This window comes from Vibrio sp. E150_011 (assembly GCF_053544015.1).
In genome coordinates this window covers 82,125-105,782 of record NZ_JBHFOL010000012.1, presented here as the reverse complement: position 1 = coordinate 105,782, position 23,658 = coordinate 82,125, and the positions used below count along the sequence as shown (strand labels likewise).

General features: G+C 40.7%; 12 protein-coding genes. All 12 read right to left on the bottom strand.

The genetic code is table 11. The features are described from left to right. Positions 1 to 141 precede the first annotated feature (141 nt). Positions 142 to 1,203 (bottom strand): hypothetical protein, encoded by a 1,062-nt coding sequence (locus tag ACE1OE_RS17220; RefSeq protein ID WP_449211783.1) that lies wholly within the window; start codon positions 1,201 to 1,203, stop codon positions 142 to 144. Positions 1,204 to 1,364: 161 nt separating this feature from the next. Further along, positions 1,365 to 2,828: a DNA-processing protein DprA gene (locus ACE1OE_RS17215; RefSeq protein WP_449211782.1), complete on the bottom strand. Its 1,464-nt coding sequence runs from the start codon at positions 2,826 to 2,828 to the stop codon at positions 1,365 to 1,367. Positions 2,829 to 2,841: 13 nt separating this feature from the next. Continuing rightward, positions 2,842 to 4,971: a RecQ family ATP-dependent DNA helicase gene (locus ACE1OE_RS17210; protein WP_449211781.1), complete on the bottom strand. Its 2,130-nt coding sequence runs from the start codon at positions 4,969 to 4,971 to the stop codon at positions 2,842 to 2,844. Positions 4,972 to 5,071: 100 nt separating this feature from the next. After that, positions 5,072 to 5,899, bottom strand: coding sequence for a hypothetical protein (locus tag ACE1OE_RS17205; RefSeq protein WP_449211780.1), 828 nt, complete (start codon positions 5,897 to 5,899; stop codon positions 5,072 to 5,074). Between the two features lie 36 nt (positions 5,900 to 5,935). After that, complete coding sequence (locus ACE1OE_RS17200) at positions 5,936 to 7,693, bottom strand: hypothetical protein (protein WP_449211779.1); 1,758 nt, start codon at positions 7,691 to 7,693, stop codon at positions 5,936 to 5,938. 1 nt (position 7,694) lies between these two features. Beyond that, entirely contained in the window at positions 7,695 to 9,146 is a 1,452-nt protein-coding gene (locus ACE1OE_RS17195) for a hypothetical protein (protein ID WP_449211778.1), read from the bottom strand. Positions 9,147 to 9,276: 130 nt separating this feature from the next. Continuing rightward, positions 9,277 to 11,073 (bottom strand): ankyrin repeat domain-containing protein, encoded by a 1,797-nt coding sequence (locus ACE1OE_RS17190; protein ID WP_449211777.1) that lies wholly within the window; start codon positions 11,071 to 11,073, stop codon positions 9,277 to 9,279. Positions 11,074 to 11,147: 74 nt separating this feature from the next. Further along, entirely contained in the window at positions 11,148 to 13,244 is a 2,097-nt protein-coding gene (locus tag ACE1OE_RS17185) for a GmrSD restriction endonuclease domain-containing protein (RefSeq protein WP_449211776.1), read from the bottom strand. A 30-nt stretch (positions 13,245 to 13,274) separates the two neighbouring features. After that, a complete protein-coding gene (locus ACE1OE_RS17180; RefSeq protein ID WP_449211775.1) occupies positions 13,275 to 14,501 on the bottom strand; it encodes an SEC-C metal-binding domain-containing protein in 1,227 nt (408 codons plus the stop codon). A 148-nt stretch (positions 14,502 to 14,649) separates the two neighbouring features. Then, positions 14,650 to 18,363: a BREX-1 system adenine-specific DNA-methyltransferase PglX gene (pglX, locus tag ACE1OE_RS17175; protein WP_449211774.1), complete on the bottom strand. Its 3,714-nt coding sequence runs from the start codon at positions 18,361 to 18,363 to the stop codon at positions 14,650 to 14,652. A 143-nt stretch (positions 18,364 to 18,506) separates the two neighbouring features. Continuing rightward, positions 18,507 to 19,826 carry a hypothetical protein gene (locus ACE1OE_RS17170; protein WP_449211773.1) on the bottom strand — a complete coding sequence of 440 codons (1,320 nt, stop codon included), beginning with the start codon at positions 19,824 to 19,826 and terminating at the stop codon, positions 18,507 to 18,509. Positions 19,827 to 19,913: 87 nt separating this feature from the next. After that, entirely contained in the window at positions 19,914 to 23,657 is a 3,744-nt protein-coding gene (gene brxC / locus ACE1OE_RS17165; RefSeq protein ID WP_449211772.1) for a BREX system P-loop protein BrxC, read from the bottom strand. Position 23,658: the final 1 nt, after the last annotated feature.

Genomic DNA, 23,658 nt, shown 5'->3' with positions numbered 1-23,658 from the left:
CGCCTGAGTGTGGCTGTTTAAAAGTGGTAACTAATTAATAGCTTATCACTTTTTAGAGTAAAAATCGCTGCTGATACGATGATGAAAGATGCCAGTGCCCCGATACTATTTAGAAGTATTTATTGGACTCATTATTTAATCCTAACTACGAAAACCAAGCTTTGTCATACTTTCTAAACTCAACGCCTCTATGGTTTTGATGGCTGCTTTTTGGGCGGAATTCATTTGACCGCCGAAGATTTTGTAGAAAAAAGAGCTATTAGACTTGAACTCAGATAGTGCTTGTTCAAGCTTAGGAACAAATTTATTAACTACATTATGTACATCCGTATGCTTAAGTCGGATTTCACTTAAGTGTTGGCTGGCTTCTGGCTTTAGAATATTGAATCTATCCAGTTCTTTTAAAAGTTTTTGTTTTTCGGTTTTGACATCGTCAGCTTTTTTATAAGAACTCTTTGTTGAAAAGTAGACTAAAGGTGCAGCTACTATCCCACCAAGTACCCAGAATCCACCTGCCATGCCTGCACCGCCTGCTGCAAGTGAGCCTCCTCCAAACCATGCTAGAGTAGCGTTGGTAGCGGCGATTCCTGACAAGGACGAAATAGCAGTTCCAGTCGATGCGCTACCAATAATTGATACTATACCCCAAGCGCCAACAGCAGTACTTCCGCCAACTAATCCACCAAAGCCATTTGTTAAAATAGAATGGTATTTGGTATTAAATTTTTGAACTTGTGTCAGTGGAGAGAAGGTTTGCTGTGTTGCTTTGAATTGACCTGTTGAGTTGGTTTTTAGTACTTTTTCGACTTTCTTCATTGTGAAGCTATAGCGATCTATCAAAGTACCAATACTATTTAGAATCTCATTGGTTTGTTCTTGCAGTTGTTCTAATTCATAAAGTGCGGGAGTGTATAGCGCTTCATAGAGATCAGAATAGTGCTGTTTCTGAAGAGCAAGTACATACGACCCTCCAAGGGAGGTTAAAGCACCTAGAGCACGACTAGCATTTTTAAAAAAACTTTTTGTTCCCGCTAGCTCGACAAAAAAGACCTCTTCAAAACAACTATCTAGTGCATGGAAAGAGGCATTCTCAATTTGATTCGGTGACTTGTCACTACAATCGACGAGGTTCATGTAGGCAGTGATAGAGTTCTGTACAGATTTAAGCTCTGACGGGTAATTGCGTGGTATAGATTCGGACATGAGGTACTTTGAAACTAGGGGGGATATTGATGTGAATAGTATCAATAATAAGAGTTTTTTGATATCTAGTTATTTTATTTCTAGGGTGCTACTAAAATATGGTGTTAAGCATGTGTAGTGAAAAAGAGCAGCAGATAGGCTGCTCAAGAGCATTATAAATCTTATTTTTCAATATCAACGATTTGATAGGTTTTAGCTCGCCCTTGACGGATGAGTAGTTCATGACTTTGAAAGTGTGACACCAATTTAGTAACGGCAGCCTTTCCAATTATTTCTACCAACACATGTAAACCTTTAAGGATATCTGCTTCCGATAACGAGGCATGACTAGCATCATTCGTTTGTTTTGCCCTGAATAAATCAAGCAAATCAAAATAGAAAAATGCGAGTGTTTCTGAGCCACAGAATGCAGGATGAATGTTAGCCATGCTGTCAGCATCATCGTTATGAGAGTTTTCTTGTAGACCCTCAGAAGCACTTAACGCGAGGTTCTCTTCTGATAGGCTTGCTGTCTTCGGAGTAGGCGAATCCGCATCTGATTTAATATCTATAGCAGTGTCAGTTTCTGTTGAATTTGATTCTGTCTCTCCAACGGCGCCCAAAGCAGAAGACAAAGAATCCATTGGCGTAATTGACTTTGCTTGCATAAGTACTTTTACTTTGGTTTTGCTGCTAGGGAAACCATTCAGTATTTCTTCGTTGCCAGCTAAGTTAGGGGAGTCATGGCGTGAGATGTATTGAGGACACCAATTAGCTACCAAATTCTCTTTTACTCCATTAAACGTCCCGCCTTCTAAACCAGAACAAACTGCGACAACGGCTTCAGATAAGAAGTAGATATATTTATTGCGTTGCATTGCATTTTGACCACGGCCAAAACTTGCTTCAGGGTCAAACGGAGAGAGTAGAAGTAATTGACCGCTCTTTAAGTAGCTTCGCCATTGGCTATCACCACAAGCTTTAAACAAACTATCACCAAGAATCCCAATGGAATTACTACCGTTACTCATCGAACGATGCATAGCAATACTGTCGACGCCCTTTGCTGCTCCCGAAACAACTTGCAAACCATGTTGATTAATATTATCAACATAGGTAATCGTGGCTGATTCGTCCGTTGCACCACAATCACGAGAGCCAACAAAGCCGACACATTTAAAATTCAATAAGTCGATATTCCCTGTGCCAAATAAGATTGCAGGAGCCTTCTCTCTTAACCCTTGCTTTATCTGAACTGGGTAGGTTTTATCTGCTCGACTTAGAATCCAAATACCTGCACTTTGCCATTTTTCTAGCGCTTGTGATAGGGCCATACCGCGTGACAATAATGATTGGAATCGGTCATTTGTCATCTCTGAAACAGTCTTATCTAGACTTCTCATAAAGCCCGAAAGTGCATTTTTAGAGGCGAAATGTGTAGCTTCATCGCCAAACTCGACAAAGAAGGACTCTAGTCGATCATTGTCGAGTAAATCCTGAGGCTGAAATTGGTTTGCTGCCATCCAGTGAGCTAGATAACCGAATCCATTATCGGTCAACGGCTTACATGCAGTTCTATCGGAACGGTTGAAGTAATGCGTGAGCATTAGCATTGCTTTGGTATTTTCTGATAGTTCATTTTGCATAATATGATTCATTCTATTGGTTATTCTTTGTACTAGTTAATGCGATAGGGACAACTCGTTGTACACCAGCTCTTCTCAATAATGCCCCGATTACAGTAAAAGTCCAACCTGAGTCGGCAGCATCATCTAAAAGCCAGACAGGATTGTTGTATATTTGGGTCGTATCCAAGTTAAATGCACCATCTAAGTTTTTGCTTTGATGATAACTATTTTCCATTTTCTTCTGTTCTGGACGCAACTCAGCGACAGAAATAACATCTCTACAAGGAATGCTTATGGCGAACGCTAATTTGTGTGCAAAATCTTTCACCAATGTTGGATGCCTAAGTGATGGAACATAAGTTATCCATGTTGGTCGTTGTTCACAAGGTAAGCTATTTAACATTTTTACCATTGGTGCAATCAAGTCATCACTGAATACATCATTGAATTTTCCTTGCGCGACCATATCACCCCAACCGCCATCTCTCCAAGTCGAAAGAGTCCAGCCAGTATCGCACATTAGATTGGGGTTCTGACGAGGAAGGTTATAGATAGGGAAAGCGCTTCGCACGACATCGTTTGATGCTCCAAACAATTTCCTTGGCTTAAGCTCTATATAACGGTTGCGAAGAAAATCAGATGCTTTATTGATGGACTCTTGCTGAACAGATTCGGTGAGCTTAGTAGTGGGTTTGCAATATTCGCACTTTCCACAAGCCTGGATGTCATGGTCATCTAGTTCAGAACCTAAAATTTGCATTAAGCAACGGTTTAGCGAACCATCAAAGTAGGCAAGTAGGCGCTGCCATTCCTCTTCTTTTAGATCATTTAATCTTTCTATTTTATCGTGAGGCAAACTATAGTCAGAGGCAGTTCGGTAATACAACGGGCCATCTTTCATGATAGGAGAAGGAAACTCCGACGTTAGAAACTTGATCGTATGAGTGAGCTTGCCTCGAGAGCAGTTCATATGCTTCTCTAATTCAGCTAGCTTAATCCCGTCATGGTTAGTAAGCAGTTCTAAGAATGAGTCAATTTGTTCTTCTTTTGGGAAAGCATTTTTGATGAAATATTGCTGAATTCGAGCATCATCCTCACCTACCATTAGTATACCAATGGCATTGTCAATTCCACGTCCCGCACGACCGACTTGCTGATAGTATTCGACTATATTGCCTGGTGCTTGAAAGTGAATAACAAACGCTAGATCTGGTTTATCAAACCCCATACCTAATGCAGATGTTGCGACAAGGGCTTTAATTTGATTTTGTTGCAATGCCTGTTCTAAACGAGGCTTGTTATCACCATCTATATCACTATGGTAGGCATGGGCATTAATATTTTGCGTTTGTAGAAACTCGGCAACGATATTTGCATCCTTCGTCGTTTTACAATAGATAATTCCAGAGCCTAAAAGCTGAGGGAGATTTTCGACAAGCCACGCTAAACGCTCAGACTTACTGTGTACATGGATTGTTTGCAAATTAAGAGAGCTTCGCATTAAAGACCCTCGAAACACTTTTAATCGATCACCCAGTTGATTTCTAATGTCAGTGACTACTCGGTTGTTAGCTGTTGCTGTTGTTGCAAGTACAGGCATGTTACGCGGCATAAACTGAATAGCACGAACAATCCTACCGTAGTCTGGCCTAAAGTCATGCCCCCAGTCTGAGATACAGTGGGCTTCATCGACAACGAATAAACCAATGTTACCAACAATCCGAGGCAGAATCTCTTGACCGAATTTAGTATCACCTAATTGCTCTGGGGCGATGATTATTGCATCCACATTCTGGCTGAGGATTTGACGTTCAGAACGTGCTTTCTCATGTTGATCCATAGATGAGTTGTAAGAAACAACATTTAATCCAAGTTTAGCGGCGCTGTCGATTTGGTTTCGGATTAAGGATAAAAGAGGGGAGATAATAATACTCGGCCCATGCCCTTGCATACGACGTAGCTTTGTTGCAATAAAGTAAACTGCACTCTTACCCCAACCAGTCCTTTGTACGACAAGTAATTGGTTTTGATTTGCGACTAGTTCATTAATTGCTTCCCATTGATCTGCGTGAAACTGGGCAGCCGAAGAGCCTGTCATTTGCTGAAGAAGCGCTAACCCTTGTGTTTCTAGGTTTGAACTATTATTTGAATTTCTAAACATTGTATAAGCCATTTGACGTTGTAATGTGAATTTAAAATACTCACTGTCTAATTCGATTTATATAGTTAAGACAGGATCTAAAATAGTCTCTGTTAATTCCTCAGAACGGGATATCTTCATCCCAAAGACTACCGCCACTATTAGGGTTGTTTGTCACTTCTTTCTCAGAAAAATGCCAAAATCCATTGATGTTTTCTAGTGAGTTTTCTTTACTTGCCCAATTATTACTAATAAACATTTGTTCAAGTTCTACAGCCCAACGCAAGGGAATTGAAACAGTGAGCATGTGAGCTTTGTTACCTTTAATTAGGTTAGGCTTTGCAAGGCATGTAGAGATAGGTAAAGCTAATTTACATTCCTGTGCAGTCACAAAAAGTTTGCCCGTCATTGTTTCTAATACAGTTTTCTGCTCGAAGATAAAAACAAAGATCTTACTGTCTTCCTTGTTTTCATCGAGTTGAACATGGCAGCTGTCAGATGCTTCAGTAATAGCTCCCAAAATTCGGTTTAATCGAGTTTTAACCCATCCATCGATAAAGTCTGGGGCTGCTTTATCTTGGTACTCAATGCTTGTTATATTACCTTTCACAACAGTTATGATTTTGTTTTGTGCGTAGTCATGACCCCAACCACCATGGAAATATGCACCTTTCCCTGACTCGGGAATCACAAGCTGACCAGTAAACCAACTCGCTTCTATTGGTGTCGTCTTTAGCGTGTATTTTCCTTCGATGTTTTTGAGCAGTAGCTTTCTATCTTTCAGCTCCCATGTACCCACATAACCGCGCCAGCAAGCGGTTGAATTAAAGATACCTTCGCTTGATTCAGCCTTTATTATCTCTGGGTGATCTAAAGGGAAATGGGGTTCGCTGTGAAGCTGAACTTCCTCACCTTCATAAATAAGTGTTTCGGATACTTGTGCTGTCATTATTTTTTCTCCAGAAATGTAGAAAATCCCAAATTGTTAATATGTCGCAAGTCGGTACTCACCGACAGGATCACACGTAATCGTCGCGGGGCCTGAAGCTTGGAGAATATTTTTCCTAGCACCGCCTAAAGATACAGCTATCCGTGAGTAGTCTTGCTCAAGTTCTGGGTATTCAGCCGCTAACCATTGAGGGAATTCTTGTGTCTGTACTAGGTTCAGTGTTTTTCCGTGCGCCGAGATGGTTCCATTTGCGAGAACTTTGACCATTGGCAACTGAGCACCACCGCCCGTTAAGGCAACTGCGAGTGCGTTGTTAGGAGCAGCGTGAACAAAACTAGGCGATATGTTGTTTAAGATTTCTTGCATACACTCTTTGAGTGATTTTGAAAATGATTCTACTTGAGGCAAAGCCATAAACTCATCAAGCGTGATTTCAACAACGTCTCCGTTGAATAAGGTGGCGGAGATGAAACCGTCTCTAAATAGTGCTTCTTTGTAATCTCTCAAGTGTAAGTTTAACGCGCCAAATGTATTAAGGTAGAGAGGGTTACCTTGGCGTATATCTGCTTTATTGAGGATCACGCCTTGAAGTAGTTTATCTAGGTGGTTGCCTGCTTCCGTGATACCTCTGTTGGAATCTTTAATCTCTAAAGCTGCACTTTTCTTCAACTTCTCATCATATTTCATGCGATACAGGCTGAAATCACTAGTACCTGCGCCAATATCAATAACCATTACTAATGAGTTAACATTCTCTTGCCACGAGATAAGGGAGCCAGCGACTCCAAGTGGTTCAGTTACATCCTCTCGAATAAAATTGAACTTTAAATTTTTCTTTCTGATTTGCGTTATAGCATTAAGGAAATCATTCAACTCGATCCCTGAAGAAAACTGTAAATCAAATGTATCAGCGAGGATCTGCGCTTCTCCTAATAGCTGTTTGAGTTTATTCACGACTTGGACATGTTTCATTTTGTCGAAGCAAGGCATAGCAAAGCGGCGGAGTATGTTTTTATCGATCCCCTGTAATGACGTAGCTTGGTTCATTGCCCATGTAAAGTAGCTTAAGTAAGCTAATACCATATCTTCATAAGTGATTTGTGAGCTAGTAGGGTTGAATTGCTTACCTACTTCCGAGGATAAACCTTCCTCAGATAAGTAGCGTTTTATATTATCGAGTCGCTGTCTGTGAGTATCAGGAGGTTGAATATGTGACATCTGTACTGCGGCTTGACCGAACCAAATCTTACCTAGATCATCAATAAAGACGGATGAAACAAGCATATTTTCACTGATTTCTTCTTGGTCACCAGGTATTCCAAGAGATATAACTTCTATATCCTCAATTGCGTCATCATCAGTTTCTTCAGAAATCAAGGTGGCTTTAGACATTGCTGTACCAAAGTCTAAGCAGACTCGAACATTACTTTTAGGCGTAGGGAGAGACATGGTACTGATATTTAATGGGGTATAAGTTACCGAAGGTTTGACTTCTTCAATAGAGGGTATGTCGGCTCTGACATCGCTTTCTAACTCTAATTCAGGCTCGACTAAAGAAGGTTCGGGTTCGGCTGTTTTCTCTTGTTTAGCAACAGGAATATCAATGAAAGTCGTTTTTTCATCTTCTCCTTGTGACTGGTCAACTTCTTGCTTTAAGTGATCGAGTGCATGTGTTAAAGCTCGAAATTCACGTTCAGTCAGCTCGCCAGGTAATACGTATCCACCATCCTGTGCTGGCTTAAACCTCTCCAGTAGATTCTGGAGTAATATTTGTGATTCTAGGTTATTCGTCATCTTAATCTTCTACAGCCTCTACCCAAGGTTTTACCAGTGTCTTTATTTTTCCACCAAATTCTTTTTGGATGCCATCTCGGACTACTCGGACTTTTCGAACACCGTATTTATGTCCACCAAGCATTTCATGTTGCATTGGGTTGTACTCAATGACTTGTCCTAGATTTTCGGTGTGCGTTAATTTTCGCATTCGTGCTAGTTGACGGGCAATTCTAGACATATCACCAAAACCACTTGATGCTTTCTTTACGGTCGATGCGAGAGGAGGATCTGAAATTTCTAAGAAAGGAACGACAGCTCGTTCGAGTTTCTCCATAGTATTTTGACTTGTTTCTACTTGAATAAGTAGCGAGCCAATTTGTTGATCTTCAGAATTACCAAGGGTGTGCACTGGTTCTTTAGCCGAGATAACTTGCTTTCCTCCATTCAACCACCATTCTTTGACTTGTGGGTCTAACTCTTGACTGGAATCAAAGTGACGCTTGAGTGCTGGAATGACTTGAGCTTTTGAGTAGTACGCTTTAGAGAGCTGTTTCATTATGTTGCTGTCAGTTCGATTCTGGCGAGCGAGAACAAGAGCAGCTTCTTTCAAGTTAGTCTTGATTCTCGGAAGGAACTCCGAGTCCCGATTAATTTCTCCCCAAAGATTGCTACTCAGAACATTTCTGGATATTTCTAAGACCTGATAGGTATCTGCAAGTAGGGCGTTTGAAAATCTTAGCTCGATGGTACGGATCAGTATCGCCAAAGCGTCGTCAACAATATCAATCATTACTGTTGACTCGACGGAAGGGGAGGAGTGCATAAGAATCGAATGCAACCAACTAGCAAGAGATTTGCCAACGTTGTTACCAACGTCGCCGTTCCAATCTTTTATTATTTCATTCCAAGCTCTTGTAATCCGACGAGCACGCTTCATGCGAGTATCAGCAGAGTCAATAATAGAAAGGTAGGTAAATGAATCTTTGCCGAGTAGAAGTAAGTCACTTAGGTTGCCGCAGCCAATCAAAGCATTCTGAATCAGTGTTCTACGAGCATTTTCAGCTGTATCAGCTAGAACAGCTTGCCTCAAACAGTAGTCTACGACCCAAGAGTCTTGAATGTGCCTTATAGATTGAGCGGCATAATGTTTTTCGTCACCGTCCGTGAGCATATCAAAATCACAAGGTTCATCATTAAATAGCTGGGGAAGGTATTGATAAACTTCATTTTGCCTACTTCGAGCGACAGCAGCCAATCGCCCAAGAGAAGCTGCTGCTTTCAATCTCAGTGGGCTGAGAGGATTACTATCTTCAGTAGCAAAATCTATGACTACATCAAGAACTCGATGAAGGTTATCACCTTTAATAACGCCCTGAATGGATTGCTTTGCCATACAGTCAGTCAGGATAGTGTTTACGCCTACCAAAGAATCTTGTGATTCAATTTCAGACAATATGACTTCGCTACTCAATTACAATTCCTCAATTTTAATGTGAAGTTAGTGTACCTAACTGCATACCATATATTTTGATATCAGTCATTCGGTGAACAATTATATGGTGGTTTAGTGCCGAATCGTCCGTACCAAATGACTATACGATTTAAAGTTGTGAGCTAAATACAATGAACTCAAAAGCTCGAATGCGTTCTCGATACTCATGTGATAAACATTCAACTAAACTGGCTTCAGAAGAGCATGATTGGTCGATGTCCTTTAACCATTTTCTCTGGTCAGTCTTTAGCGCCTTTACGTTGGGAGACTGGTCGTAGGCTTCACGATACAGATAGCTAAGTTCTCTGTCGTAATCAGAAAGCATGGTATCGGAGCAAATGGCTTTCTCTCTGGTACTTGCAGCCAGTTCACAGTTGAAGCTTGGCCCTGGTTTGGATAAATAGGCGCGTGCTTTACTTGAGTTGAATCGCCAGTTCTTATCCATGTAGTTAAAATAGTCATTGCCCTTACTATCTTTTAATTTAGGGTCGGCACCTGCATCTAGTAGTAACTGTATTGTTCTTTGGCTCGCATTCTCTGCTGCATACATCAGCGGTGTTCTGCCATAAGTCGTCAGGTTTTCTGCTAGTGGGAAGTCAAAGCGAGCCGTGTTTATGGTTGAAGCATTGATCATTGCCGTGCTTCCAATGAGTGCGGTTACGGCTTTAGGATTGTTCATATGTGCAGCATACATTAAGAGGTTTTTGCCGAATTGATTGACCTCTGATAGCGCACATTTTGGGTTAGACTCAGCACATTGCGTTGCCAAATCACCAAGCACCGTTGGCTTATCCAATGCTAGCGAGAGGCAGTCGACCATGTTTCTTTTATTGTCATGGTAGTAATCGAATGACTCACTGTGAATGTTTTCTTGGCAGCTTTTCAAAATGGACTCGGTATCATTGCCTGAAAGGGCGTTTGTTAGCTCTTTCAGTTGAGTCTGTCCATTTTCATCGAGTTGTTTTCGGTCATAATCAGAATAAACTTGATTCAATACTAGCGAAGCAAGGTTATTAGCATCGAACTGGTTAGAAGTATCAGTAAAGTAACCTTTCAAGTACGAGCGATTGATTGATACTATGTTTTTCGCAGCCCCCAGCTCTCTAGCTGACCAAGCGTCACTTTGAGCCAGATATGCCAAGCTATCGATTTCTTCATCGCTATCAGCTTTCTCTACATGAACAGATGGGCGGTATATGACATCTAACATCAAATCATGAGTATAGGAATAGTAACGACTTCCCATGCTCCCAAAGTTGCCTTCGATATCCGTCATAAAATATTGCAGAGCATGGCGATAAGCTAAATCGAGGTTTTCTTTCCTGACATCAACAGATATAGGTGGCTCTACGTTGCACACTTCTTGTCCGTTACCATTCTTGATGGAATAAACTGTAATTGGTTTATAAAGACCTGAAGTTGCCATCACATAAGGTTGTTCTTGGAAATAGAATACATTCCAAAATGAGCTATAAAACCAGCCGAATGGCCCCGCATTATGGAAGTTACCTTGGAGTGTTTTGTTATCACTAGTCTGGTATTGATAAGTAAGACCTCGCCACCACTCAAAGCCACTGATGTGTAGTTGTAAGTCTTCACTTTTTGAAGTGTCACCTGGCCTGAAGTTCAAAGATTTCGGCGATGATAACTTCGCCGAGTCTAGAGTCCAGTTAGTCCACGAAAAATTATCATTAGTAAATGGTGGCTTTACTGTCAGTTGATTTTCATCGTTGAGGTTCACCTCACTTGCCAGTCTGAGAGAGTAGCTGTCAGACTGCGGGCTTGAATAAATGATGTTTAGCTCTTGAGAAAGAGTTTGGCAAACAGGGGGCTGAACACTAGCGAGTGCAGTGGAAGATAGCCCTAAAGATGCTACCCAGCCGATAAGCGAAAAAGTCCGACGCATAATAGTAATTCTCTGTTTGTATCAGTAAAGCAAGGCACAGCTTTAAGGCTATGCTTGCTCTAACTCAATGAATATTAACCTTCAACCTGCATATCAACAACTTGCTGGATTAGTTGGATAGCGTAGGGGATATCTGAAAATTCACTGATTTTGATTTCAACATCACCATTACCCCAACGGCCAAGGTTAGTCACATCTCTACATAGATTCTTAGGATCATGAATCTCGGTGAACTTACAGTTGAGTGACAGCCTTAGTCCAGAAGCTTGAGGGACAACATCGACAAAGTTGGTATCCAGCTTGAAAGCGACATAAAGCTTTAAAAACTCTTGCCTTACATTATCATCCAGCGACATCACTTTTTGACTAAAGGCTTGGAACAATTCCTTTGAGGAGCCTACAGCAATGTACGGGTGATCTGTTATTGTATAAGCCGATTTTTCCGCAGGCTGAGTTTGATACTGTTTGAGTACTTCCTCGTGTAAATTCGGGTATCGCCATACTGTCTGCATTTTATCTGAGAGCAGCTTAGAGCGAACTTGAATGGATTCCTTGTTCCAAGTTTCATGGTTTCTTAAGCTTTGGTTTAAGGCTAATGGACTGTTTGCGAAACCGCCTTCCATATCTCGTTTTTCGGTAAAGAATCGGTCACTCAACTCAGAGTTGTAGCCTGTTAATGTGAGGTTGCCAATGGTATGAACGTACTCTTCTTGTACTGATTGCCATTCGTCACCCAATGCTTGCTGCCATTTAGCTGAGAGGTTTTTGTTTTGAGGCAATACGTGTTCAATCGTATAATTTTCAACGCTGATACGTTCTTTCTTATCGTAGTTTTCTAGACGACGTAACCAATAGGCTCTGCTGCGAACGTTGTACATATCTTTATGCTGTAGACATCGATTTAATTCTAAATCTGATGGGAAACGGCGATAAGAGGTCAAGCAGATAAGCTCAGCTTTAAAGCTCTCCAGATAGCTTGATTTCCGAATTGAACGAGCGAAGCTAGCAAATGTTTTGTTCAGTGAATTCGTGGGAATGTCGCATACATAGCGTCGGAACACATAGCTTTCAATGAGACGTACACACTCAATGAACTCATCGAGCGTTAAAATTTGACTATCGTAATCATGATACAGCTCTAGTATCAATGGATAAGATACGTCCACTTTATATGCGTTTAAGTCTTGAAATGCTTCAAGTAACTTATGCTCTTTTTCTTTTTCAAGGGAAAAGGCAATATAGAACTGAGCATGCTTGCGCACGTCTGCCACAACATCTTCTATGTCGAGATGAGAGTTACCTACATACTTTTTGAACGCTTCATATACATCGTTGATTCTTGGTGGCTTATTAGTTTTAAGTGTTAAGTAGTCACGCATGAACTGATTAAACAACCAACTGTACTCACCGTTCCCAAAGTCGCTTTCCATCGGGAACCAGTATTTTTCATATAGAGTGTTTTGCTGTTTTGGCTCAAGCCCCATGAGTACGAAGTTACGGATAAGATCCGCTTGGCTCAAGTCTAGACCTGTTGAGTTGAGGCTTTCGAAGATAAGCTGAGGATTGTCTCTTTCACGGTCTAAAGCAATATCTACAATGAGCAGTTTTTGAAGGCCAAGGTAGATTTCAGATACTTTATCGTTGCTGAGTTTACTCAGCTTATTTTTGAAGAACTGGTAGTTTTGAATCACACGAGAAGTGGCATCATCATCGTGTTTTGCTTCACCGTCGATGATTGTTCTTAGCTCTTTATCATCCGCTTTTGTTAATAGAAGCTTGTAATAGAGATCGCCATCTTCAGCGTCATTACAAAGGTAGTACTTCTTGAGCTTTTTAGCATTTGTACCCTCAATGACGGGGGTATTGTCAGTATTGCGCTCGTTTAGTTCTGAAACTAATGCAGCGATTAGTAGCGTTGTGGAAGTCAGTCTTTGCTGACCATCAATGACTAATAGTTGAGGTACATCACTGTGGCTGTATAAGCCTCGTTCTACGTAGACTACCGAACCGATGAAATGAGCTTCAAGATCAGTTGTTCCTGCTCGAACGATATCTTTCCATAGCTGCTCACATTGGTCTTGAGTCCAGCTATACTGCCGTTGGTATATCGGGATGATGAATTGAGCTGATTTTTGTAAGAACTTGAATAATTTACTTTCTGTTGCCTTCATGGTTACACCAACTGAATTAATTTATATGTTTTATGCACAACACTTTTTGTACTTCTTTCCCGATCCGCAAGGGCAAGCATCATTGCGACCTACAGACTTAGTTGAACTTATTGGCACGTGTGCTTTACCTGAGTTGTCGGAGATATGTCCTAATTGAAACTGCTTTTGTAAGATTGCTCTTGTTTCAGCTGCCCACTTGGGATTTTGTTCTTCGAGTTGTTCTAAGACTTCGTATGATTTATTGAAATCCTGATCGAACAATGAGCCTTTAAATAGATCCGTGGCGTAAAACCGTAGAGCCTGGCTAGAATTTTTGTTCACAGCAGCTAGGAGTGCTTCTTTAGCTAAATCAGTATCTACCTTTACGTCTTCGAAGAGGTGAACTAAACCACTAAAATAGGTGTATATAGCGACCAGTTGAATATCAGACAACTGTTCTTTACTATTTTCATAGGCGTGCCGATAATAATCAGCCGTTTTTTGAACGTTCTTTTGGGTGAATAATGAAACGGAGTTTAGATCATTAAGGTACTCTAAATCTCCCTCCCCAACTTTTGATTCAGCAATGAAATACAATTCTTCAAAGTGGTTATCAATGAGCGCAGGCTCGCATAAAAAGCACAAGTAAAGTCGTAGTAAAGAATCATCGCTTGTCTTGAGGTGTTGCTTCATTAAGGCGGCAGCAGATTCCAAGAAAAAAGGGTTACCCATTGAATCCACTTGTCCAGTGACTGGGTTACGCTCGCCTTTGTGTTTCTCATACCAATAGTAGGCTACGCTAGCAATCTGAGGGCTAGTTAAATCTTCTTCGACATATATTTTTTCAATTGCTTTTGTTAAATCACAATCATCTAGTTTACGTCTCTCATACTCAGTGAGGCGTCCACCAATAGCAATATAGTAAGTGCAGAGTAACTGCTCAAATTTATCAAAGGCGTCATCTGTTGTTTGTTGCTCCTTCCAATTATTTGCTAAAGAGAAATGCAGTTGTTGGTTGCACAGTTTTCGAACACTATGACATAAAATAACAACACCATCAGAGAATGCGGAACTTGACTTCATTGTTTCAATATTGTCATGCAGATTAGAGCAAATAGGGAGCTGATATTCATCGAGAGCGTTAAACACGAATGCTTCGAGAGCTTTTCTGATGAAATGTACCTCTGAACCTTTATACAAGCTTCGGGCTTCGAAAGCGTGTTGGTATTGCTCACCTACTGAAGTGTCAATTTGGTACGCTAGTTCGATGTCATTCATTTATGTGCCATTTAAAATTGGAAGTTAGAAACCTTAAGCTTCAGTACTCTTGGTGCATAGGTTATGAGTGTGTTGGTGTTTATTACCTAGCTCAAATAGCTGTAGAGGAATCCACATCGAGAACGATGTGGATTAACTCATAATGTAGTTACTTGATTACTTCAGGTTTCTTACCGTGGATCGCTTTTACGTCAGCGAGTAGGTTACCGAACTTGCCGTAGTTAACCTTAACGCCATCATCGAGGTCTAGGTTGATCTTCATTTCAGCTAAGTGTTTTAGCTCTTCATCGAATGTGACCAGTTCAGCTTGCTTCTTATCGATAATTTTAAGCTCTTTGTCGATTGCGCGTAGTTCTGCACCAGACGCTGTTGCTTTAGAGTCTTCAAGGATGTTCTTGCGGCTCTCAAGCTTGCCCATAAGTGGTGTGACATACTCGGTGCGCATGCGTGACAGTGTACCTTCGTTGTAACGGTGTAGGTAAACCAAACACTCGAATGCTTTCGCTTTACCTGAGCTAAAGAGCCAGTAAATAGGGCGCTTCTTATAAGTCTTCAAATGGTCTTTGTAGAACTGGATAGAGAAGTAACGACGAATAGTATCGATCGAGCTTTCACCCTTCTTAGCTTTGATTGCATCAAGGCACAAGCTTTCTGCTACAAAATCTAAGTTCTCTTGTAAGTGATCTTCACCCCAAGCTGCTTTCACAAATTCTCGGAAGCGGGTAGTGGCATCATCTTCAAACACCCAATCTTCATCAGCTAAAGGCACAATGCCGTCATCATCAGCAGGGAAGGTCTTGTATGCACCTTCTTCAACTAGGTCTTTGAAGCCGTTGTTTCCTGAATATGCATAAACTAGGCCTTCGCGATCAATAGAGTAGCGGCCCAATATGCAGCCTAAAGCGTAGCTTATTAATGAAACATTTGATTGACAATAAAATTTATTCACTTGGATATCGTACTCAGAAATACCTTTGAACCTATAAATCGGATTTATATTTAATGTGATATCTTCATCATTAACGACTGTATTCACATCATTTTCAATGCGATAAAGTTTAGCTAAGTCATTGTTGTTAGATTGTTCTAACTGTTTTACATTTTCAACCGTTGTTCTATTTTCTTTTAGAGTGTTTGTAAACGTTTCTCTTAAAGATATGCTGTTTGAAATTCCTATTGTTAGCTGTTCGAAATCCCAAGAGATTTCTTGACTATTCCAATCTTTTCTAGTGATTTCTTCAAGCTCTGAAGCACGATGAATAATCGTCTTCTTTAATTCTTGATCTACATTGGTTATGATCGGTGTTTTAGCTATGTCGCCTGGTTGTAATGAAACTGATGGAGCTAACTCTCCTATTATCTCCGAAACAATTAGAGAGTTTAATATTGCAAGAATAAAACTAGCATTATTATCTTCATTAATTGAAATGCTAGCTCCTTTATTGTCAAAAACAAATCCATTTTTGTATCTTCTAAAACCAGGTGACTTACTTGTTGAAACTGTCGACCAAGTGATTCCTGGCTTGAAATACATAGCTTCATTCGCAACAACTGAATGTTTTATTGCTTTTATTTCTTCGCCATTATTTTCCCAGTTAACAACAGACTCATTAAGCCCGTACCATTTCCTATTCCCCCCCCCTTTGTTATATGGAACCCACTTTGTTTTGTTTTCAATCAATTCACTTGCTGAATTATGCGACAACCCAATATTCTGTGAATCAAGCTCCCACCAAGATCGTACAAACTTATCATTATTTGTAGTAGTATTACCTTGTCTCGGATGATGCAAATCCTTCAACATAGTATTCTCGTCAAATACACGATGTATATTTGACGAAAACCAATAAGATATAGGACTGCTAGGTAACTTTTTAAAGTCTTCTTGTGTGCTTTTGTTAAATAGATTGTGTTTTGATAGTAATGCTTGCTTTTTGTCGTTTTCATTTCCTTCAATTAATCGAAGAAAGGATGGTTTAAAATTATCAATATGCTTTTTATTTATCACCCAAGCTGTAGTTTGTACTACTTCTCCTGAAATTTGGCTAAATGCCCGAGAACCAAGGTGAGCCATAGTAATTATTGTTTTTGTATTTAACATTGATTCTCGTAATTTTTCAAAACTAGATAAAAACATCCATGACTGCATATTTACCTGAGCGTTATCCCCTCCAACTTTTAAAAAGCTAAATACACGCTCCATAAAAATAGAAAATAGGTCGAACCTTGAATTTACATACGATTTCTTAGCAAAATCCTTTAACGCAGCATTCATGCCCTTTGAACCCATATATGGTGGGTTTGCTATGGCTACGTCGTACTTAGTTGCTAATAGAATTGCTTGTTCAATAATAGGTAATAGAGCTTGTGCTGCTTCTTTTGCCGTTGGTTCATTACCTAGTTCTTTCTCAGCTAGTTTTTCTTGCAACGTAGTCAGAGATTCTAGGTATTGGCTATCAACCTCGATTAATGAGCCCAAGTTCTTTGCATCAATAAACTGAGTTTTTAGGTAACTCAGCAGCTCAAAGTAGACCTTGTTCTCTGCTGATGGCGCTGCAAAGTGAGTGGCAGCAAAGAGATCGCTTACATCGCCCGACTGCTGATTACCATCAAGATCTAAATCGGCCCATAACTGGTTAATGTTCAAGTTTTCAGTGGATTGAATTGAGTGGATATTAAGCTTGATATCACGTGTGAAGATACGTTTATCATCTTCGCGAGCTTTCATTAAAACAGCAAATGCCGCCATTTGTGCGGCACGGTCATCAATATCTAAACCATAGATGTTTTTGGTTAAGATTAGCTCTGGGATCTCACGTAGGCGGTAGCCGCGCTCTAAGTAAATCTCACGTAAGACTTCATATACTTCCACCAAGATGTGACCTGAGCCACAAGCTGGATCTAGCACTTTGATCTCTTCTGGATCAATGCTGGTTGGCGTAATCGCTTTTAGCTGTTCAATCACATCATCACTTTGCTCGGCAGGGGTGATGTAATACTCCATCTTCTCTTTTAAGTCAGAGTCAGGGTAGGTAGCAAGCCATTGACGACCAAGCGAGTTTTGCACTAGGTATTTAACAATCCAATTAGGGGTAAATAGTTGAGTCGCAGCAGGAATATCTTCACGCTTAACGACTTTACCAATAACCGCATCTTTGTGTTCAGAGATGTAGAACTGATAAAGCCAACCGATGATCTCGATATTTGTCCATTCAACCTCATATTCTGGTAGATTATTAATTAGAGATTTGAGTATAGAATCAGTTTTAGTTAGGTTGTCTGGTAGTAATAGCTCGGTCGCATCGTCCAGCTTTTCAAACATGAATGGCATTGCTTCGCTAAGCTTGTGACACTGACCAAGAAGGAGAGTGCGATAAAGCTCTTCTTCTTTATTGCCATCAAGCACCATGTCGATGATTTGTTCTTTGTTTAAGCCTAAATCATCGGCCACATCTGCCGCTGAGTTTAATATCTCGAAGCCTTCGCCAAACTGAGCGCCTTCGTATTTACTTAGCACACGAAAACCATGGTCTAGGTACTCGTTAACTTCCATATAGCGGATAGCCGTAAGGCGGTTAAACCATGTAAAGGCCGTTTCGTTAATAAACTGGTTATAGCCGTCTTTGTGGTCGAATTTACCATCGTGCGTGCCTAACGTTTCAATACGTTTTACTAGCTGATTACGCTGTTGACCTTGTTTACGAGTGTAAATCTCTTTCTCGATAATCGCGCTATCACCGTCAATCGTGATCTCGCTAATTCTGTCTTCGAAAATACCGAGTTTTGCCGCTCTGTTTTTTACTGCTTCCATGAAAGCAACACGTGCTTTTGGTGCGTAGGATTTTAGTTTATTAGTGTTCATCGAATTCTCATCTGTTCGGTTGGATTTCCACGCTCATAGAGCGTGGAATCTTAGTTAACAATACAGTTTTGCTATTGGACTCTGGTTGGAAGCGTGGATTCTTGATTCATATACTCGCTAACCCACCCCACCAGAGGCGCTTTTTACAAAAATCCTTTACCGCCGCAATTTCTACAATTTCCCCATAATCCTGTGCCATTACAGGTCTTGCAAATTGATGAAGCGTTTGCGTTCCCGACGACTAAAGTTCTTTTACCTAGTGCGGGGGTTGAATAAGCTCGGCTTACTGTTGTGAGCTTTGGTTTTTTAGGAACTGGGCGTGCATTGGTTATTTTCACGTCGTTGTTAAGCAGCTGAAACTGCCGACTCCACTCATCCGCTTCTTCCATAGATTGGAACTCTAAAATTTTGCCCCCTCTACGCGTTGATAAAATTGCGAGTTCGCCTTGTTTGTACAATCGGAAGTTTTTTATGTTTTTATGCTTTTCTGGCAATTCCGCTACTTTACTAATTTCAGCGTTTTCTGGATCTAGTGTTATTAACAGATCGTTTAGGTGAATCTGAGCGAGTTCGATAGATGTTAATAGAGATGGCAGGTTAGGCATCATTGGAATATACAGATATCGATACAAATCAAAATCGACAACGTCATTATTTTCATGGTGAAACTGCGACACCGTATCTAGGGTGTTTTTACTGAGTAGCGAATCAGCTTCGGAATTTTTAAGAGATAAATATTGGCTAGTGAGGCTTTTAAGTATCTTATGATTTGACGAATATAGGGTCTTAATTGAAGTGATTTCATTAAGAGATGTGATGTTATAAGGAAAGCCTAGTGTCAATAAGGGTTGTAACAACTCACATAAGCGCTCTCTTTCAACCGCAAAATTAGACTTATCTTTAGTACTTTTCACTTCTTTCGCTATTTGCAGCAACTCGTGTTCAATTGCAAGCAAGGACTCATGTGTATGGATATATTCATCGCTACCAATGTCGAGTAGATCCATTTCTTGAGTTAGCTTCTGCTTTTTTTCTTGCGTACTTCGGAATGTATCAAGCAAAGACGTGTGACTTTCTTGGTCTTCTGGTGCGGTTAGTATTAGTTCAATTACGTTATGTAACTTGAAATGAAATACTAGAGTAGCCTTGAAAACTTGAGAATTATCGTTCGTCAGAGTAAATCTAGAAAACTCGTCAATGAGGATATTGTGAGCATTCTCTTTAAATACTTCGACCCAGAGGTTCAGCTCATCTGCGCTTAAAGAAGCATCAAAACAAGAGTCATTTAACTCGTTGAAAAACGGAACGTATTCATGCTTATCTAGAAGATTTAGCAGTTTACTGGACTCAGAACTATTGTAAGACTGACTAAAAAAAACAAAGTTAGTTTTAATCAGGTCATAGTTATTGGTTTCAATGAGTTCTTTTATGAAACTCGGCTTGATATTGAATTGCGACAACATAATCACCATCAGCTATAAATACTTGGTATCAATAAGCCTCCCTCATTGCTTTATGCTAAGCCATACTAGCAATGAGGGAGTATTTAGCTACTTAATTCGAACTTTGTGGTTCGAAGTTATCAACTCGGAAAGCTGGGCTTTCAATGCAGCTAAGTAGTTTTCCAGTTCTTCTTCTGTTTCAAGATAAGTGGTATCGCCTAACTCTTGGAATACAGCCCCCGCTTTGACGGTCACAACCTTTTTAGCTTTAGGTTTTACTACAACTGGTTCTGCAACTTTTAATGGTTCTTTTGTTGCACTCGCACCATAAGGAGTTGAGCTAGTAGGTTCTATGTCTAACGCTCCATTACCTTCAGCGCTTGAGCCTTTTGTTGAGTCTGGCTGCGAGCTTTGAGCTTCTTTTTTACGACGCTCTTCTTCAAGGGCTGCTTGGCGTTCAGCCGCTTTAATTTGCTGGTCAATAAAGGCATTGATGATCTCTTCAGCTTGTTCTACTAAGCTTTCAGAGTTTCTCAGCTCCTCATTGATTTCAGCGATGCTAGTCAAGTGTTCTAAGCGTTTGCGAGACAGCTGCAATGGGCGAAGTGCATCGTTACTGATGGTATCTGTCGCTTTTGAGTCTGTTACGTGTTGTTGAACATCATCAATAGCGGCTTCAAGTTTACTTGCTACTTCTTTACGGCGAGCTACCAGCATTTCGTCATTTATGGTTCTTACGGTTTCGATTAAACCTTGCACCTGGAAAATTTTGCCATAAGGACGCTCATTGTTATAAATCGCTTCCAGTTTTTCTAATGCGGTATTCGCAACTTCAGAGGTTTTAAGTAGATGACGGTTTTTCGCAAACTCAATGCTTAGAGCATTTGCTAGGCTTTGCCATGTTGAGAATTGTTTTTCATAGAAGACTTCAAGTTCTTCATAGTCCTCTTCAAATTCTTCTAAATCAGAACCTTGGCGTAAGAACTCATCGATGAACTTATAGCTACCTTGTTGCTCAACAAGGGAAGAAATTGAGAGAATGCCATCTTCAATTTCATTTTTCCCAGGGAACTTGCCTGTAGTCGATTTCGCTTTGAAATCCTTTAGCTTAGCTAGCATGCCCTTAAGAAGCTGAAGCGCTTGCTCATGAAGATCTTTTTCATTCGCAGGCGCATTCTTGTGGAATACAGACTTATAAAGCTTGGCTGCTTTTTTTAGGTTTGCTTCTGATTGCTGCTGAATACGACGAATACGTAAATTGGCACGCTTAGCATTTTTGTCTAGGTGGTCAAAGGCGCTGCGTAAAGGCACATCTTGTTGGTTTGCTTGTAGTGTGATTTTGTTTGCTACCGCTAAGCGAGCAATCATCAGGATAATTTCGTTATCGTTCCAACCAAAAGGGCTACGTGAAAATTTCTTCACCATATCGCCTGCGGTAAGAGGGCGCCCATACTCGTCACTGATAGAGATATGTTGCTCTAGCTCGAAAATAGCACGAGGGTTTGCTTCTACGTCTGATAAGTCGATATTTAGTTGGCTTAGGTCATCAACAATCAAGGTCTGTTGAATTTGTTGGCGAATGTCACCGTTATAAGGTTTAACAAACTTAAGTTTATTGAAGGTATCTTCAATTACTTGGCGGTAAGCATTGTCGATAATCGCAGTGGCGGTTGCACCTTTAGTATTGTAATTGTGACCTAGTAGATAGAAGTCTGATTGCTTAATGACCTCTTCTAACTCAGTGACAATAAGTTTACGTCGAGCGCTGTTTTCAGCTGCTTTCGCACGAATGAGCAGCTCCATATCGGCATCGCGACCAGCATTACGCTTGGTGTATTTAGCAGTACGAATATAAGTACGTAACTCACCGAACAAACGAGACTTGTCTTGTAATTTGATCAAGATTGAATCAGAAGACTCATTGCCGCAAACGGCATCGCTCATGTCATCGTAGCTGGCATCAATTGGCGAGATCACTTTTAGGTGTAGATCGTTATCAATCGAGCCTTTTTCAAAAGGTTGACCGTTACAGTAGCGTGATACAGGGAAATCCTGTTTGTTCTCTGGGTAACGGTACGTTTTACTACTACGTAGAATTTCTTCAAAGAGGATCTTGCTGAGTTCAGCCGTTTCATCTGATGTTTCGATGTCGGTATTTTGAATCTCTTTCTCGATCTCTTTTTCTTCGTTAGTTAGGAATTTATATTCATCACCTTCACGAGCAATCAATAGGTTGTTTTCTAACGCATCTAAACTATCAGTGATGTCGATACGAAGCTGGCGTTTGTCTTGGTCTACTTCAGAGATACACAGTGTAACGATGTTATCGATTGTCGATTTCATCTCTTCTACATAACGAATCATAAATAGCGTTTGAAGAACTTGTACCGAGAACTCAGAAATAGAGCTTTTTTCTGATGCTTGGTTAATGTCACGCACGACTGCTGTATCAAGGAACTTCTTAATAGAAGGGTAGAAGCTGTATAGCGGGATCAAACGGCCAATCTCATCGGTAACAAATTGATTGGTAGCCGTTTGGAAAGCTTCAATTAGTGAACGTTCACCTTTTGCTAGGTGCGTACCTGCTGCACCTGCCTGAGAAATACCAGAAAACACCTTTTGGATCAGGTTGTACTGGTAAGGTGCAAATGGGTAGCTTGATACGAAGTTGTCTGTTCCTGAGAAGTTTGAGAACTCCGCTTTGTTCGTTTGTTCAAAGCTTAACTGACTGCGAATGATGTCGCCTTTTTCATTGTATAAAGCGGCTAGGGCAGTTTGCGCAGGCGCTGTTTTATCCAATAGACGTTTTTCGATAACTTCGTTTACGTTTGAGCTAGAGAGCGAGATACGATCAAAGCGTTGTTGGATGCGAGAGAAGTCGTTCTTACGCGAGCCTTCTTGCATTTTACCCAGTACAGCATCGATGTCTTCTTGTGATGTCACGACTACCCATGCGCGGCCTTCACAGATTGTTCCTAGGCTTTCTGTGATGGTTTGAAGCTTGAGCATCATTTGTGTGTTTTGACCAATGTACTGACCAATTTCATCGACAAAGAAGCTAATGCGGCGTTCAGGGCTGCCGTCTAGGTATTGTTTAACCCATTTACAGAAGTTTTGAATGTCTAGGCTGAAGTTGTTTTCCAAGCGCTCTATCGCTTGGCGGCCTGCTTCTTCAGATTGACCTGTTACTTTGGCGAAGGCTTGAGCAAGGTCATCACGGTAGAAGTCATAAGAATCACGCTCTTCAAGCCAAGATGAACCAGATAGTGCTTCAAAAGCTTGGTGGAACTCTTGAAGCTTGCCACGTGCATCTAAGTCACGCTCGAGGTCTGCAATGTGCGCATGATCGCCAGAGTAGCCCATCTTTTCGTTAAAGACTTTTAGGAATACTTTTAAGATTGCGTCTTCTTTGTCGTCGGTGTCTGCGCGACTATCGATGTTGAAAAGGATAACGTTGTTTTCTTTTTGAATCGCACGACGCATATCGCCTAACAGCATTTGATCTTCTGCTAGTTTGTCTTCAAAAAAATCAATCGCTCGCTTTGTAACGCCATCATGTGTGGTTTCTACGTTTTTCAGTAGGTACGACATGATTTTGATAAAGTGAGATTTACCAGAGCCAAAGAAACCCGATACCCAAATACCAGACTTACCTGTTGCAGAGGCTTTTTTAGGGTCGTCTACTGAGGGCATGTAGTATTTGAAGAACTGCTCAATATGACCTTTAAGTTCAGCGGTGATGACATACTCGTCGAGTTCGACGAAGACGGTTTCATTACCTACCTGATCGGCTTTAACAACGCCATTGATTGGGCGCGAGATATCTTTGTTAAATAGCTGCTGTAACTGCATT